Annotated in this window: 13 protein-coding genes; 4 read left to right on the top strand and 9 right to left on the bottom strand. The window is 70.7% G+C overall.

Annotation, left to right across the window (positions count from 1 at the left end; all coding sequences use genetic code 11):
• Positions 1-28 precede the first annotated feature (28 nt).
• The 3 genes from LPC04_RS14370 to LPC04_RS14360 all read right to left on the bottom strand — a co-directional run bounded on the left by LPC04_RS14370 (position 29) and on the right by LPC04_RS14360 (position 1,533).
• The gene (locus tag LPC04_RS14370; protein ID WP_275682937.1) at positions 29-436 is read right to left on the bottom strand and encodes a VOC family protein; all 408 of its coding nucleotides are present in this window, start codon (positions 434-436) and stop codon (positions 29-31) included.
• A gap of 50 nt (positions 437-486) precedes the next feature.
• A complete protein-coding gene (locus LPC04_RS14365; RefSeq protein WP_275682936.1) occupies positions 487-831 on the bottom strand; it encodes a DUF3140 domain-containing protein in 345 nt (114 codons plus the stop codon).
• 144 nt (positions 832-975) lie between these two features.
• Complete coding sequence (locus LPC04_RS14360) at positions 976-1,533, bottom strand: P-loop NTPase family protein (protein ID WP_275682935.1); 558 nt, start codon at positions 1,531-1,533, stop codon at positions 976-978.
• 188 nt (positions 1,534-1,721) lie between these two features.
• Between LPC04_RS14360 and LPC04_RS14355 the strand changes: the two genes are divergently transcribed.
• Positions 1,722-3,338, top strand: a complete 1,617-nt coding sequence (locus LPC04_RS14355; RefSeq protein ID WP_275682934.1) for an inorganic phosphate transporter — start codon at positions 1,722-1,724, stop codon at positions 3,336-3,338.
• 16 nt (positions 3,339-3,354) lie between these two features.
• On the top strand, positions 3,355-4,269 hold the full coding sequence (ppk2, locus tag LPC04_RS14350; protein WP_275682933.1) for a polyphosphate kinase 2: 915 nt from the start codon (positions 3,355-3,357) through the stop codon (positions 4,267-4,269).
• A gap of 48 nt (positions 4,270-4,317) precedes the next feature.
• Here ppk2 and LPC04_RS14345 read toward each other — a convergent pair whose 3' ends face one another.
• Complete coding sequence (locus LPC04_RS14345) at positions 4,318-5,322, bottom strand: transporter (protein WP_275682932.1); 1,005 nt, start codon at positions 5,320-5,322, stop codon at positions 4,318-4,320.
• A gap of 162 nt (positions 5,323-5,484) precedes the next feature.
• Here LPC04_RS14345 and LPC04_RS14340 point away from each other — a divergent pair, with 162 nt between their 5' ends.
• Positions 5,485-6,660, top strand: coding sequence for a hypothetical protein (locus LPC04_RS14340; protein ID WP_275682931.1), 1,176 nt, complete (start codon positions 5,485-5,487; stop codon positions 6,658-6,660).
• Between the two features lie 283 nt (positions 6,661-6,943).
• On the top strand, positions 6,944-7,129 hold the full coding sequence (locus LPC04_RS14335) for a hypothetical protein (RefSeq protein WP_275682930.1): 186 nt from the start codon (positions 6,944-6,946) through the stop codon (positions 7,127-7,129).
• An 875-nt stretch (positions 7,130-8,004) separates the two neighbouring features.
• Here LPC04_RS14335 and LPC04_RS14330 read toward each other — a convergent pair.
• The 5 genes from LPC04_RS14330 to LPC04_RS14310 form a co-directional block, all read right to left on the bottom strand.
• On the bottom strand, positions 8,005-10,191 hold the full coding sequence (locus tag LPC04_RS14330; RefSeq protein WP_275682929.1) for a prolyl oligopeptidase family serine peptidase: 2,187 nt from the start codon (positions 10,189-10,191) through the stop codon (positions 8,005-8,007).
• Between the two features lie 109 nt (positions 10,192-10,300).
• The gene (map, locus tag LPC04_RS14325) at positions 10,301-11,095 is read right to left on the bottom strand and encodes a type I methionyl aminopeptidase (protein ID WP_275682928.1); all 795 of its coding nucleotides are present in this window, start codon (positions 11,093-11,095) and stop codon (positions 10,301-10,303) included.
• Positions 11,092-11,361 carry a ParD-like family protein gene (locus LPC04_RS14320; RefSeq protein WP_275682927.1) on the bottom strand — a complete coding sequence of 90 codons (270 nt, stop codon included), beginning with the start codon at positions 11,359-11,361 and terminating at the stop codon, positions 11,092-11,094. Before LPC04_RS14320 ends, map begins: the two co-directional genes overlap by 4 nt.
• A 56-nt stretch (positions 11,362-11,417) precedes the next feature.
• Entirely contained in the window at positions 11,418-12,425 is a 1,008-nt protein-coding gene (locus LPC04_RS14315; protein ID WP_275682926.1) for a S1C family serine protease, read from the bottom strand.
• An 81-nt stretch (positions 12,426-12,506) separates the two neighbouring features.
• Positions 12,507-14,177: a hypothetical protein gene (locus tag LPC04_RS14310; protein ID WP_275682925.1), complete on the bottom strand. Its 1,671-nt coding sequence runs from the start codon at positions 14,175-14,177 to the stop codon at positions 12,507-12,509.
• Positions 14,178-14,299 lie beyond the last annotated feature (122 nt).

Raw genomic sequence — 14,299 nt, 5'->3', positions numbered from 1 at the left:
CCGCGCGACGCGCGGCGCGGCGATGATGTCACATCCCCACGGGCTTCAACAGCGTCGCCACGATCGCATGCTGGTAGGTCGTGATCTCCCACGGGTTGCCGTCGGGGTCGGCGAAATAGAGCGACCACGACAACTGGTGATCCTCGGGCTCGACCGGCCTCTTGAGCTTGTCGACCAGGTGCTGTCGCCATGCGACGAACTCCTCGGCGCCCACCGACAGCGCGATCACGCTGCGGCACGGCTGCGCCGGCGCCTCGAACAGCGCGATGTGCACGGTGCCGGACGAGTTCGACAGCGTCAGCGGGCCGCCGTCGGCCCAGGACTCGAGCTCGGGCACGCGCTTGAAGCCCATCACGTCGGCATACCACTGCTCCGCCCGGTTGCGGTTCGTGGCGTAGAGGTGGATGTGGTCGATGCGGTCGAAGGCAGGAATCATGGCGAGTCTCGGGTCGGCGGGTTGCGGGCGAAGCGTCGGGGCAGCAATCTTCAGTCATCCAGCGGATCGTGTCCCCAGTTCATCAGCGACCAGCGCCAGCGCGTATGGCGGACGTCGCCGTCCGGCCGCTGCGCCAGGTGGCGATGCACGTAGCCGACCACCTTGCGCATGTGCGCCACGTCCGAGTCGCTCAGGTCGGCGTCGTCCTTGCGCAGCAGCTCGACGATGCGGCGGCCCGAATGGTGGCCCACCGACTCGCTGCCCTCGCCGTGCGCGATGCCGACCGCGCGCGACTCGCCCGTGGCCAGCCACTTCTCGAGCGCCGCGGGCGACATGTTGACCGCGGCCTTGAACTCGCGCAGCGTGGCCGTCGGGTCGTCGGGCTGGGCGGGCATCTCAGCGACCCCCGCTCGACGCACCCGTCTGGTGCACGGCCTTCGCGGCGCGCATTTCCAACTCGAAGTCTGACATGCGGCTCTCCACCAACCTGTTCATCCGAACAGGCAAGCGGCATTCCCCGCGAGCGCGGGCGTGACGCGTCAGCGCGCGAACGAGCCCGCGCGCGCGCGCGCGCGCGACGTGGCAGCCGCGGCCTGCCAGGCGCTCTGCATCAGCTCTAGCTCGGCCAGGCGGGTGACGAGGCGCTTCGGGCCGGCGTAGCCCTCGAACACCGCGCGATGGCCGGCGAGCGACATCGAGCCGTCCAGGTCGTAGTACGAGCGAACCCACCCGAGCAGGTCCTCGAGATGGTCGTCCTGCTCGCGCTTGCTGCGGTACTTGTGCGGCTCCCACGGGCGCGCGCGGCAGTTGGCGACGCAGACGTCCTGCCCCGGCTCGAGAAAGATCAGCAGCGGGCGGTGCCGCAGCACGGCCTCGACCAGGTCGCCGTAGCAGCCGTCGATGACCCAGTCGTCGGACTCGCGGCAGAACTGCGCCAGGTCGGCGAAGACGAGTTCATCGGGCCGCTGCACGGCCACCTGGTCGGGCTCCCACACCAGCGTGTCGAGATCCAGCATCGGCATACGCTGCGTGCGCGCCAGCGATTTCGCGAGCGTCGACTTGCCCGATCCCGCATTGCCGAGGATGACGATCCGCATTGGCTGGCCCGTGGTGGCGACTCATCGATTGTCCTCGACCCGGGCGCGCAAGTCATCCGGCCCGGCATCAGGGTTTGCATACAGCCGAGGGTGGCCCGCGACACCGAGCTTTCCCGCGACTGTCACCCCGGTGTCACGAAGCGACTCCACGATCCGCGGGTTCGATTCAAGAAGAGGGACAGCACACCATGAACACCATCGTCAGCCCGACGACGCTCGCCGACGCGGCGGCCCCGAGCCGGCCCCGCCTCGACCACAAGCCCGGCAAGGGCACCTGGGCGGTCTTCGTGCTGCTGCTGCTGGTCGGCCTCGGCTACACCGCGTACAGCATCTCGACCGACTACGCCGCCAGCGGCGAGACCGCCACCTCCCTCTGGCCGTTCATCCTGCTGGGACTGGCGCTGGTGATCGCGCTCGGCTTCGAGTTCGTCAACGGCTTCCACGACACGGCCAACGCGGTGGCGACGGTGATCTACACCAACTCGCTGACGCCGCAGGTCGCGGTGGTGTGGTCGGGCCTGTTCAACTTCCTGGGCGTGCTCGTCTCGAGCGGCGCGGTGGCCTTCGGCATCATCTCGCTGCTGCCGGTGGAGCTGATCCTGCAGGTCGGCTCCAGCGCCGGCTTCGCGATGGTGTTCGCGCTCCTGATCGCCGCCATCATGTGGAACCTCGGCACCTGGGCGCTGGGCCTGCCGGCCTCGTCGTCGCACACGCTGATCGGCTCCATCATCGGCGTGGGCGTGGCCAATGCGCTGATGCACGGACGCGACGGCACGAGCGGCGTCGACTGGTCGCAGGCGGTCAAGATCGGCTACTCGCTGCTGCTGTCGCCACTGGTGGGATTCGTCGTCTCCGCGCTGCTGCTGCTGGCGCTGCGCACGCTGGTCAAGAACAAGGCGCTTTACGAGGCCCCCAAGGGCAACACGCCGCCGCCTTGGTGGATCCGCGGCCTGCTGGTGCTGACGTGCACGGGCGTCTCGTTCTCGCACGGGTCCAACGACGGCCAGAAGGGCATGGGCCTGATCATGCTGATCCTGGTCGGCACGGTGCCGATCTCGTACGCGCTGAACCGCGCGATGCCGGTCGAGCAGACCACGGCGTTCGCCGCGATCGCCCAGGTGACGCAGGCCTCGCTGTCCAAGGTCTCGACCGGCACGGCGCCCGCCGACCCGGCCAAGCCGCTCACGCTCTACATCCGCACGAAGCAGCTCACGCCGGACGTCATCCCGTCGCTGGCGGCGGTCGCGGGCAGCATCGGCGACCAGGTGCGCCAGCACGACACCCTCGCCAAGGTGCCGGCCGCCGTGGTGCCGAACGTCCGCAACGACATGTACCTGGTCTCGGAGACGATCCGCCTGCTGCTGCTGGACAAGACCGTCACGCTGGACAACCAGACGCTCGCGAACATCAAGGAGTTCAAGAAGCAGATCGACGGCGCGACCAAGTTCATCCCGCTGTGGGTGAAGGTGGCCGTGGCGATCGCGCTGGGCCTGGGCACGATGGTCGGCTGGAAGCGCATCGTCGTGACGGTCGGCGAGAAGATCGGCAAGACGCACCTGACCTACGCGCAGGGCATGTCGGCCGAGCTCGTCGCGATGTTCACCATCGGGCTGGCCGACAACTTCGGCCTGCCGGTGTCGACCACGCACGTTCTCTCGTCCGGCGTCGCGGGCACGATGGCGGCCAACAAGTCGGGCCTGCAGTGGTCGACAATCCGCAACCTGGCGATGGCGTGGGTGCTGACGCTGCCGGCCGCCATCCTGCTGTCGGGCAGCCTGTACTGGTTGTTCGCCAAGCTCTTCTGAAGCGGAGTCCGAAAGAATGAATGCCCTGTTCGACCAGGATGCGATGCGCCGCCGCATCGAGCGCGAGCTCATCGACGGCTACGACGAAGAGATCGAGATGGAGATGGAGGACCGGCTGGTGGCGGACCCGCTGGACGCCAGCAGCGAGGACGCCGGCGAGCGCGTGCGCTACTTCCGGGAGCTGTTCCGGCTTCAGGGCGAGCTGGTGAAGCTGCAGGACTGGGTCGCGGCCTCGCGCCAGAAGGTCGTGATCCTGTTCGAGGGCCGCGACGCCGCCGGCAAGGGCGGCGTGATCAAGCGCATCACGCAGCGCCTGAACCCGCGCGTCTGCCGCACCGTCGCCCTGCCCGCGCCCAACGACCGCGAACGCACGCAGTGGTACTTCCAGCGCTACGCCGCGCACCTGCCGGCCGCCGGCGAGATCGTGCTGTTCGACCGCAGCTGGTACAACCGCGCCGGCGTCGAGCGCGTGATGGGCTTCTGCAGCGACGACGAGTACGAGGAGTTCTTCCGCTCGGTGCCGGCCTTCGAGGGCATGCTGCAGCGCTCGGGCATCAAGCTGATCAAGTACTGGTTCTCGATCACCGACGACGAGCAGGAGCTGCGCTTCCTGGGCCGCATCCACGACCCGCTCAAGCAATGGAAGCTGAGCCCGATGGACCTCGAGAGCCGCCGCCGCTGGGAGGAGTACACCAAGGCCAAGGAAGTGATGCTGGAGCGCACCCACTCGGCCGAATCGCCGTGGTGGGTCGTGCAGGCCGTCGACAAGAAGCTGGCCCGGCTGAACTGCATCCACCATCTGCTGAGCCAGTTCCCGTACACCGAGATCGAGCACCCGGCGGTGCACCTGCCGGAGCGCCTGCGCCACGAGCACTATTCGCGCCAGGCCGTGCCGGAAGACATGATGGTGCCGGACGTCTACGGCCAGTAGCTTGCGCGGGCCGCGCGTTCTTCGGGGACGTGCGGCCCGATTTCTTTTTCAGTCCCGGCGGCGGAAGGCCAGCCAGCCCGCCAGCGCCGTGAAGCCGACGACGATCGCCGCCACCCAGTGGAAGCCGTGCGGATCCTGCGCCAGCGGAATGCCGCCGACGTTCATGCCCAGCAGGCCGGCCACGAGGTTGATCGGCAGCGCCAGCACCGTCACGACGGTCAGCGTGAACACGCTCGAGTTGGTGTGCTCGCCCACCTGCGCGGCGATCTCGTCCTGCAGCAGCTTGATGCGCTCCTGCAGCGCGGCCAGGTCGCGCAGCACCAGGGAAAACTCCTCGGTGGCCTGACGCAGCGCGTCGAGGTCGACCTCGTCCGTCCACGGGGGCGGCTGGCGCAGCAGCCGGAACAGCGCGCCCGGCTCCGGCGCGAGCAGCCGCTGCAGCCGCACGAGCACGCGGCGCAGCTTGCCGAGATCCTCGCGCTTGTCGCCGAGGCGGCCGACCAGCAGCTTGTCCTCGACCTCGTCGACCTGCAGCGTGGCCTGGCGCACGATGCGCACCAGCACGTCGGCCTGGTCCTGCAGCAGGCGGTCGAGGAACAGCAGCGACGAGCGGAAGCAGACCCCGTCGCGCACGGCCTGGCGCAGGCGGTCGATCGAGCGCAGCGCGTGCACGCGCGCGGTGATCGCCATGCGCGGGCCGACGTTGACGCACAGCGTCTCGATCTGCGACGGATCGAACGAGAACTCGAAGGCCACGTCGTTGACCACGGCCACCAGCGTGTCGCGGGCGTCCTCGATGCGCGTCGAGCGCGAGCCCTCGTGCAGCGCCGCGAAGAACTCGGGCGCGACCGCCAGGTTGCGTTCGATCCACGGCTCGGCGCCGGCGTCGGCGAGGTTGAAGTGCAGCCAGACGAAGTCGCTCGTGCCGACCGAGGGCTGGCCGGCCAGCCAGTCGAGCGCGCGCGGCAGGTCGATGGCGACGCCCGGCTCGCCGCCGGCGAACAGGAAGCCGCAGATCAGGCCATCGGGATCGGAGCCGTAGGACGGGTGCATGAGGGCGGGGACGACCTGCCGCGGGTTGCGGCAAACTTCCGATCGTCCTGCGCCGCGATGACTGCACGATGACAGCGCCTTGCCGGTTCGCACGGCGGCGCCCATTTACAGGCCCGTGGCAAGATCGACGCATCGGCCTCCGTGCCAGTCCCGATCCTTCGAATGAACGTCCTCCTTCGCGCGGCGATCGCGCTGCTCGCGACCTCGCTCTCGCTGCAAGCCGGCGCTGCCGATGCCGCGGCATCTGCGGCATCGGCCCCCGCGCCGGCCGCGCCGTCCCCGGACAAGTGCCAGGCGCCGACAGCCGATCGCGCCGCCAACCGCGCCTGCGCCGTCGGCCTGTGGCGCCACGCCGAGGCCGAGCGCACCGCCGGCCGCAACGACGCCGCGCTGGCCGCCCTCGCGCGCGGCGACCGGTTCTCGCCCGACGACCTGCGCTTCGCCATGGCCCACGCGAGCCTCTCGCTGAAGCTCGCCGGCCAGCTCACGCCCGCCGGCATCGATGCCGCGGCCAAGGCGGCTCCCGGCGACGTCGGGCTGGCGATGTTGCATGCCGAGCTGTCCATCGCGAAGCGGGACTTCGCGGCCGCGCTCGCCGACGTCGACGGCGTGCTCGCGAAGCGGCCCGACGCGCCGCTGGCCTGGGAGACGCGCGCGACCGCCGACGTGGCCCGCCCGGACTTCGCCGCCGCCCACGCCGACGTCGCCCAGGTGCTGCGCCTCGAGCCCCGGTCGCCGGTCGCGCTGCGCCTGCGCGGCCTGCTGCGCAACAACGGCGGCGACCATGCCGGCGCGCTGGCCGACTACCAGGCCGCCCGCGCCATCGCGCCGCGCCCCGAGGATCCGTTCATCATCGGCTCGACGCAGTTCCTGCAGCGCCAGTTCGGCGACGCCGCCGCCACGCTGGCCACGCGCGCGCCGCCGGCGCCGGACGGCACCTACTGGCGGCTGTGGCGCTACCTGGCGCTCGCGCGGCTGGACGGCGTCGAGCGCGCCAGCGGGGCGCTGGGCCCCGGCACGCCGCCGGGCACCGGCACGCTCTGGCCCGGGCCGGTGGTGGACTTCCTGCACGGCTCGATCGACGCGGCCACGCTGCTGGACATCGCACGCAAGTCGCAGGAGGCCCACGACGTCTCGCAGGTCTGCGAGGCGCACTTCTACATGGCCGAGGACGCGCTGCTGCGCCAGCACGGCGACGCCGTCGCGCTGTTCCGACAGGCGGCCAACGATTGCCCGCGCAACTTCCACGAGTACGAAGGGGCGGTCGCCGAACTGAAGGCGGCCGGCGCGACGCCGGTGGCGAGCGCCACGGTGCCGGAGACTTCGGCGGCCCGCTGACGCCTGCGCCGCGAGCCAGGGCTCCGCGGTCGATCCGGGCGGCGAGGGATCGCCGCGCAGCGTTCGCGCGATCAGGAAGGCGAGCAGCGGAATGAAGATCGCAAGGATGTATTGCGTCCGCGAAACGCCGATTCCGAATGGGAACCAGATGCCCGGCACGCCGAGCGGATCGAGCAGCTCGGCGCCGAAGAACGCAAGAGCCGTGAGTGCCAGGGTGACCAGCGCGAGAGTGCGCGGCGTCCGGCCGCGGACAATGCGCACCGCGATGACGGCAAGCAGTGCAATGGCTGCGAAGCGGCTGGCGCTGGTCACGCCGGCCGAGCGCGTCACGACTCCGGCGATCTGCGCGACCATGATCGCGACCGTCGCCGCATCGATGCTTCTCCACGGACGCTGGCGCCAGCGATTCCAGGCCAGCGCCCAGGCCGCCACCGTGGGCATCCACATGAACCTCGCCAGCACCGAGTAGGTCGGCAGGTCCATCGCGTCGGTCCAGGAGACGAGCGCATTGTCGAAGCGACGCACTGCCGTCAGCGCGAGCGCGATGCCGGCGAAGGCCAGGAAGCCCCGTTCCTCGCTGCGAGGCCGGCACCAGGCCGCCAGGCCGACGAGCAGGAGCATCGCCAGCGGCTCGATCGCATCGACGACGTAGCCCGCGATGGTTCGATCCCATTGCACGCGGTGGAGCCTGTCGCTGACGGGCCGGGGCGCCAGGATCGGCGCACTGTGCATGCCGCCGCTGCCCGCGCTGCTTCCGGGCCGCGGCAGCATGAAGACGCGCAGCGCGAGGATGCCGCGCGTGCCCGCGGCGCCGGCGGGCAGGGCGAACTGCAGCGGCCGCGTGCCGACGACACGCGGGTGCGGCCCGAGCCTGCCGGAACCTCCCAGCCGCTGTCCGTTCCAGTAAAGCTCGTAGCCGTCCTCCACGGCCGTCGGCCCGAGGACGTCCCACGACGCCGCGCCGCCCGGCACGTCCACCGCGCGCCGGTACCAGGCGTAGCCGGTGTAGCCGGGATGTCCATGCGCCATCCACCCGCTGACATGGTCGGGCAGGCCGACGTCGGCGTCGTGGCTGCCCGGCCGGGCGGTCAGGTCGATGGTGTCCCAGGCGCCGTCGTCGACGCTGGCGTCGGCCCAGTGCGGGTCATCGCCCGTGTGGAAGCGCCAGCGGCCGTCGAGCAGGATCGCCGCGGCGCGCAGCGACGGCGGGTCGTCTCCGCCTCCGCGCGCCAGCGCGCCGATCGCGGCGGCCGACGCCAGCAGCGTCGCCAGGATGATGCCCGCAACGAGCCGGCGTCGCGTGGCGGCTGTCGATTCGGCCATCGCGAAGGCCTTCCGCAGGACCTACCTGGCCGCGGGCTGGAACCGCGCGTCCCCGAACTGCCAGAGCATGAAGCTCCACTTGTCCGCCACCTGCTCCTGCAGCTGCGTCTTCGTGGCCCCCGGGCCATGGCCGGCGTCGAAGCCCATGCGCAGCAGCACCGGCTTGCCCGAGGCCGTGGCGGCCTGCAGGCGGGCGGCCATCTTCATCGACTCCCAGGCCGAGACGCGCGCGTCGTTGTAGCCCTGCATCAGCAGCGTGGCGGGGTACTTCACGCCGTCCTCGACGTGGTGGAACGAGTCCATCTCCAGCAGGGCGTCGAACTGCTTCCTGTCCTTGACGGTGCCGAATTCGGGGATGTTGGCCGGGCCGCCGGACTGCAGTTCCTCGCGCACCGAGTTGAGCGCGCCCACCTCGGGCACGGCCACGGCCCACAGGTCGGGACGCTCCGTCATCGCGCGGCCGATGGCGAGGCCGCCGGCGCTGCGGCCGTCGATCGCCATCTTCGCGGGGCTGGTGTAGCCCTGCTTGACCAGGTAGTCGCCGCAGGCGATCAGGTCCTTCCACGTGTTGGGCTTGGTGAGCAGCTTGCCCGCCAGGTGCCACTGCTCGCCGTAGACGCCGCCGCCGCGCACGTGGCAGGTGGCCTGCACGCCGCCGAGCTCGTACCAGGCGAGCTGGCGCGGCAGGTACGCGGGATTGTTGGTGATGCCGTACGAGCCGTACGCGTGCAGCTCCAGCGGATTGCTGCCGTCGAGCTTCATCGACTTCGGATAGACGATGGACAGCGGCACCTCGAGCCCGTCGTGGCTCTTGACCATCACTTCGCGCGATTCGATCTCGGCCGGGGCGCCGAACGGGCCGACGGCCTGCAGGCCGGTATCGGCGATCTGGTCGTCGCGCACGCCGACGGCGTAGTAGGCGCTGTCGTGCGTCCACGAGTCGACGGACACGATCACGCCGGGCCGGCTCAGGTCGGCGTCGACGATGCGGATCGCGCCCGACACGGGCATCGCGACAGGCACGGGCTGCGCGTCATTCGCATACCCCACCCTGTACAGCTTGCCGGCGACGCCGTCGCGCGTCTGCACGTACAGCGCGTCCTTGGCCGCGGCGATGTTGTCGATGACCTCGCGGCTGGGCGCGACCACGACGCGCGCCAGCGCCAGGTCGGGATGCGTCATGCTGGTCTGCAGCACCTTGAAGCGCGAGGCGCTCTGGTGCGACAGCAGGTAGAGATCGTCGCCGTGGATCGCGAAGCCGGTGATGTCCGACTCGCGGCCGAACAGCTTGCGCCACTTCAGCTTCGGGTCGAGCGCCTGGCCCTGCGGCGCGGCGTAGAGGTCGAACTCGTTGGCGACGCCGTTGGCGGGGATCGCCACCGTCCACTTCGTGCCCGCGATCGGCGCGACGAACGGGAATTCCGCGGCGGCGATCTTCAGGTGGTCGTCCTTGCCGGCGACGATCACGGCCTGGTCGGCGCCCTGCCCCTTCATGCGGTGGAAGAACGCGGTCTGGCCGACGAGCTTCTCGCTGTCGGGCGCGTCCTTGGGCAGCAGGCGCTGGCGCAGGTAGAAGAAGCCGCTGTCGTCGGCGGCCCAGTTGGCGTCGCTGTATTGCGCGCGGTCGATGGGCACGGCGAGCTCCTTGCCGGTCGCGACGTCCATGACGTGGATCACCGTCTGCTCCGAGCCGCCCGCCGACAGCCCGTAGGCGACGAAGCGGCCGTCGTGCGACGGCGCGAAGAACTCGATGGCGTGCGGCGAGCCGGTGGCCTTGGCGAGGGTCTCCGGGTCGACGAGCAGGCGGTCCTCGCCCTTCATGCCCTGGCGCACGTAGAGCTTGCCCTGCTCGTCGCCGGCGAGCCGCTTCTCGACGAATACCAGGCCGCCCGCGCTCAGCTTGACCTGCGTCACGCGCGCGGTCACCGAGGCCTCGAGCTCGCCGATGCGGGCCAGCAGCTTCGCGCGACCCGGGATCGCGTCCAGCGTGGCGCGCGCGAAGTCGGCCTGGGCGTGCGCCCACTGCTGCACGTCGGGCGCCGACAGGTCTTCCATGTAGCGGTAGCTGTCGGTCACGACGGTGCCGAAGTAGGCGTCGCTGGCGGCGCGGACGGGAGCGACCGGGGGCATGGCGCCGGCGTGTGCCAGGGCGCACGCGCCGGCCAGGGCGGCGCAGCTCGCGCGCAGCGCCGGGATCGAACGGGGCATCGGAAGCTCCAGGACGTTGTCGGAGCGCGGAGTATGCCAACGCGCGCGGGCCGCCAACGTCAGCAATTACGCGCGTGCGCGCGGTCGAGCTACGGCCCGTTACGAACGGTCAGCCGATGGCCGGATAGCTGCCGGTGCCTTCCGGCCACGGTGTCAATACCTCGAATCCGTCATGCGTGACGGCCACCATGTGCTCCCACTGCGCCGACAGCGAGTGGTCGCGCGTGACCACCGTCCAGCCGTCGGCCAGCTCGCGCGTGCCCGGCTTGCCGGCGTTGACCATGGGCTCGATCGTGAACACCATGCCCTCGCGCAGGGTCATGCCCTCGCCGCGGCGGCCGAAGTGGCAGACCTGCGGCTCGTCGTGGTAGATCTGGCCGATGCCGTGGCCGCAGTAGTCGCGCACGATGGAGAAGCCGGCCTTCTCCGCGACCTGCTGGATCGCCGCGCCGACGTCGCCCAGCGTCGCGCCCGGGCGCACCGTGCGGATGCCCGCGCGCATCGCCTCGTAGGTGGTGTCGACCAGCCGCTTCGCGAGCACGCTGGGCGCGCCCACGAAGTACATGCGGCTGGTGTCGCCGAACCAGCCGTCCTTGATGACGGCCACGTCGATGTTGACGATGTCGCCGTCCTTGAGCACCTTGTCGCCGGGGATGCCGTGGCAGACGACGTGGTTGACCGACGCGCACACCGTCTTCGGATAGCCGTGGTAGCCGATGTTGGCGGGAACAGCCTTCTGCACATTCACGATGTGGTCGTGGCACAGCTTGTCGAGCTCGTCGGTGGTGACGCCGGCCTTCACGTGGGGCGTGATCATCTGCAGTACCTCGGCGGCGAGCGCGCCCGCGGCGCGGGACAGCGCGATCTGCTCGGGCGTCTTGATGAGGTTCGCGCCGCGCCTCATCGGGCCGCCTTGCGGATGGCCTTGCGGGCCGTGACGGACGCCGCCGTCGCCGCCTCCGGCTTGACGAACGACAGCTCCGCCGCGCCCGTGCGCGCGCCCCGCAGCATCAGCTGGCAGATGTCGCCGTAGGTCAGCTCGGGGTGCAGCTCGGACAGCATGCCCACGCGCAGCCAGTGCTCGGCCTGCGCGTTGATCGAGCGGCTCAGCGCGTCGCTGGCGTCGCGCAGGTTGTCGTGCATGAGGTCGGAAATCTTGACGATGCCCATGTCGGGGCTCCTTATACGATCCATATACAGATCGTATATTACCCCACGAGCTTGCGTCAGGACCGGACGACCTCCAATGGACGCACCGTCAGGTACACCGGCACCGGCTGGCGCACGCCGCGGATCACCTTGAGCACGCAATCGCGGTTGACGCGGCTCGCGTCCAGCGTCTGGTGCAGCGCGTCGACCGTCGGGATCGCCACGCCGTCCAGCCCGACGATGACGTCGCCCTCGCGCACGCCCACCTGCGCCGCGGGGCTGCCGGGCTCGACGCTCATCACGCGCACGCCGGTCGATTGCGGCAGCTCGTAGGTGAGCACCACGCGGCGATGCAGCTCCTGCGTCTGCCCTGCGACGCCGAGATAGCCGCGCCGGACGCGCCCATGCTGCAGCAGCTGCGGGATCACCCAGTGCGCGATGTCGACCGCCACCGCGAAGCAGATCGCCTGCGCGCCGCGGATGATGGCGGTGTTGATGCCGATGACCTCGCCGTTGGAATCGAGCAGCGGGCCGCCCGAGTTGCCGGGGTTCAGCGCCGCGTCGGTCTGGATGACGTCGGGGATCAGGCGGCCGGTGCTGGTGCGCATGCTGCGGCCCAGCGCGCTGACGATGCCCGCGGTGACCGTGTGCTCGAAGCCCAGCGGGTTGCCGATGGCGATCGCGATCTGCCCGCGCCGGAGGCCGGCCGAGCGGCCCAGCGGCGCATGCGCGAGCGAGCCGCGCGACAGGCCGTCGATGCTCAGCACGGCAAGATCGGTGTCGGGATCGTCGCCGACCCAGCGCGCGTCGAACTCGCGGCCGTCGGCCAGCGAGACCTGGTGGCGCAGCTCGGGCCGCGCGCCGGATTTTCCATGGACGGGCGGCTTGCCCGCGCGCACCACGTGCGAGTTCGTCAGCACGTAGCCGTCCGGCGTGAACAGGAAGCCCGAGCCGCCGCCCAGGCGATCGTCGGCGCCGCCCGAGCCGTGCAGCCGCACCGCGGCCACGCTGGGCCCCAGGCGCTCCACCACCTCGCTCACCGTGCGCGAGTAGGCGTCCTGCAGGAAGGCATCGTTGGCACCCATGTCGTTCTCCTTCGAGCGCCAAGCTGCGGGCCGGGCCGGCCGATTTCAAGGGCGGCCGGCCCGGTTCCCCCTCCCTGCGACTCAGGACGGCTTGGTCACCGACAGGTAGATCACGTGCTTGGCCGGGTCGGCGCTCACGCTCGCGTTGATGCCGCTGCCCGTCATCGGCAGCTGCACCAGCGCGTTGCAGCCGCGCGCGCTGCCGTCGGCCTGCTGGCAGGCGTTCACGACGCGATGGCGCAGGCCGGCCGCCGGGTCGTTGAACGTCACCGTGTCGGTGTGGCCGTCGGAGCCGAACTTGCGCGTCTCGGTGGCGCTGGCCGCATCGACCGCGAGCGCGGTGTTGGTGTCGGCCGCGAATGCGCTCACGCTGGTTGGCGTGACGTCCACTTCCCAATACACGCCAGTCGTGCCGACCGTGGGCAGCGAGAGCGCGGCCTGCGGCGCCATCACCAGCACCGACTGGTCCGTGGTCGCGATGCTCCAGGTGTGGCCGTTGCCGTCGCGGTAGGCGAAGACGCGCGCGTCGACGGTGGGCTGGGCGTCGGTCTCGTCGTAGTAGTCGAAGCCGCCGGCGGCGTCGACCTGCAGGTGCGCGTGCAGGTCGGTGGCCGCGGCGCAGCCGCCGTAGCCGCCCGGGCATTGCTGCGCGGCGACGTGCTTGCCGTTCGCGTCGAAGGTCTCGGAGCCGAAGTCGCCCGAATCGATCGCCGTGCCGGCCCAGGTCACGCGGTTGAAGGTGCCGGCCAGCGCCGCCATGTCCAGCGTCTGCTCGGGCATCGTCATGCCGAAGTCGGGGTCGATGCCGTTGCCGCCCTGGCGCCACACGCCCATGCCCGACCTGGAGACGGCGAACTGCGTGTTGTACGGGTCGTCGATCGCGTAGAGGCACGGCTCGATCTGCGTCAGGTGCTGCGTCACGCCGTTGATGACCGCGGTCAGCGCGCGCGCATCGATGGTGACGATGCTGTCGGAGTGGTCGCCGAAGTCGATCGAGCGATGCTTGCCGCTCTTGAGCGACGGGCAGTCGGCGTTGGCGACGGCCAGCAGCGTGACGATCGTGGACTGGCCGGTGCTCGTGCCCACGCCGGCGGAGGTGGCGACCGCGGTGGTCAATTGCGCCAGCGTGGTGCCGGCGTCGCTCAACGAGGTCGACAGGTGCTGCAGCGCGGCGTCGTAGCCCGAGCCGCTGCCCGGCTGCAGCGGATCCGAGACCACGTTCGTGACGCCCGAGACGTCGACGTTCGCCTTGGCGAGCGACTGCAGCAGCGTCGCCTGCGACTGCTGCAGCGATGTCGCGCTGACGGCCGACGTGGCGCCGAAGTTCGACGCGTAGGTGCTCGGCGACGTGCCGGCGAACTGCGCGACGAGCAGCTCCGTCAGCGGCGTGACCTGGACGGTGGTGTCGGCCGCGCTCGTGCCCGGCGCGATGGCGTGCAGCACGGTGGCGCCGTCGGCGCTGGTGGCGGTCACGACGCACGGCAGCTGCCCGTCCTCGAGCTTCTGCGTGAAGACGCCCGAGGTGTCGGCCGTCGTGCTGCCGCTGCCGCGCGCGCAGCTCACCGCGACCGTCGAACCGGCGAGCGCCGCCCCCGACGCGACGGTGCCCGAGACCTGCATCGGCGTGGCCGCCGGCGGGGTGAGCGGAGCCACGGGGCCGTCGCCGTCGCTGCCGCCGCACGCGGCGAGCGCGAGGACGGACAGGGACGCGAGACGCGTGCGGAGCGATGGGTGGAACCTGCGATGTGTCATGGGCCTCTCCAGATGAAGTTCTTGTTCCCGGCTCGCGCAACGAGCGCGGCTACCGGGGCAAGTGGATTCTTCGGGCAGGCGATCCGCGTGTAATCATTCATGTGAATGACGTGCGCGTGGCC

This window comes from Scleromatobacter humisilvae (genome assembly GCF_023231945.1).
Classification (GTDB): Bacteria; Pseudomonadota; Gammaproteobacteria; order Burkholderiales; family Burkholderiaceae_C; genus Scleromatobacter; species Scleromatobacter humisilvae.
The sequence above is the reverse complement of the archived record's forward strand: the minus strand, read 5'-3'. Positions and strand labels throughout refer to the sequence as shown.

Bases quoted from the DNA above. Each gene is read 5' to 3' on its own strand.
- LPC04_RS14370 (WP_275682937.1), bottom strand. From the start codon at position 436: ATGATTCCTGCCTTCGACCGCATCGACCACATCCACCTCTACGCCACG.
- LPC04_RS14365 (WP_275682936.1), bottom strand. From the start codon at position 831: ATGCCCGCCCAGCCCGACGACCCGACGGCCACGCTGCGCGAGTTCAAG.
- LPC04_RS14360 (WP_275682935.1), bottom strand. From the start codon at position 1,533: ATGCGGATCGTCATCCTCGGCAATGCGGGATCGGGCAAGTCGACGCTC.
- LPC04_RS14355 (WP_275682934.1), top strand. From the start codon at position 1,722: ATGAACACCATCGTCAGCCCGACGACGCTCGCCGACGCGGCGGCCCCG.
- ppk2 (WP_275682933.1), top strand. From the start codon at position 3,355: ATGAATGCCCTGTTCGACCAGGATGCGATGCGCCGCCGCATCGAGCGC.
- LPC04_RS14345 (WP_275682932.1), bottom strand. From the start codon at position 5,322: ATGCACCCGTCCTACGGCTCCGATCCCGATGGCCTGATCTGCGGCTTC.
- LPC04_RS14340 (WP_275682931.1), top strand. From the start codon at position 5,485: ATGAACGTCCTCCTTCGCGCGGCGATCGCGCTGCTCGCGACCTCGCTC.
- LPC04_RS14335 (WP_275682930.1), top strand. From the start codon at position 6,944: ATGGCTGCGAAGCGGCTGGCGCTGGTCACGCCGGCCGAGCGCGTCACG.
- LPC04_RS14330 (WP_275682929.1), bottom strand. From the start codon at position 10,191: ATGCCCCGTTCGATCCCGGCGCTGCGCGCGAGCTGCGCCGCCCTGGCC.
- map (WP_275682928.1), bottom strand. From the start codon at position 11,095: ATGAGGCGCGGCGCGAACCTCATCAAGACGCCCGAGCAGATCGCGCTG.
- LPC04_RS14320 (WP_275682927.1), bottom strand. From the start codon at position 11,361: ATGGGCATCGTCAAGATTTCCGACCTCATGCACGACAACCTGCGCGAC.
- LPC04_RS14315 (WP_275682926.1), bottom strand. From the start codon at position 12,425: ATGGGTGCCAACGATGCCTTCCTGCAGGACGCCTACTCGCGCACGGTG.
- LPC04_RS14310 (WP_275682925.1), bottom strand. From the start codon at position 14,177: ATGACACATCGCAGGTTCCACCCATCGCTCCGCACGCGTCTCGCGTCC.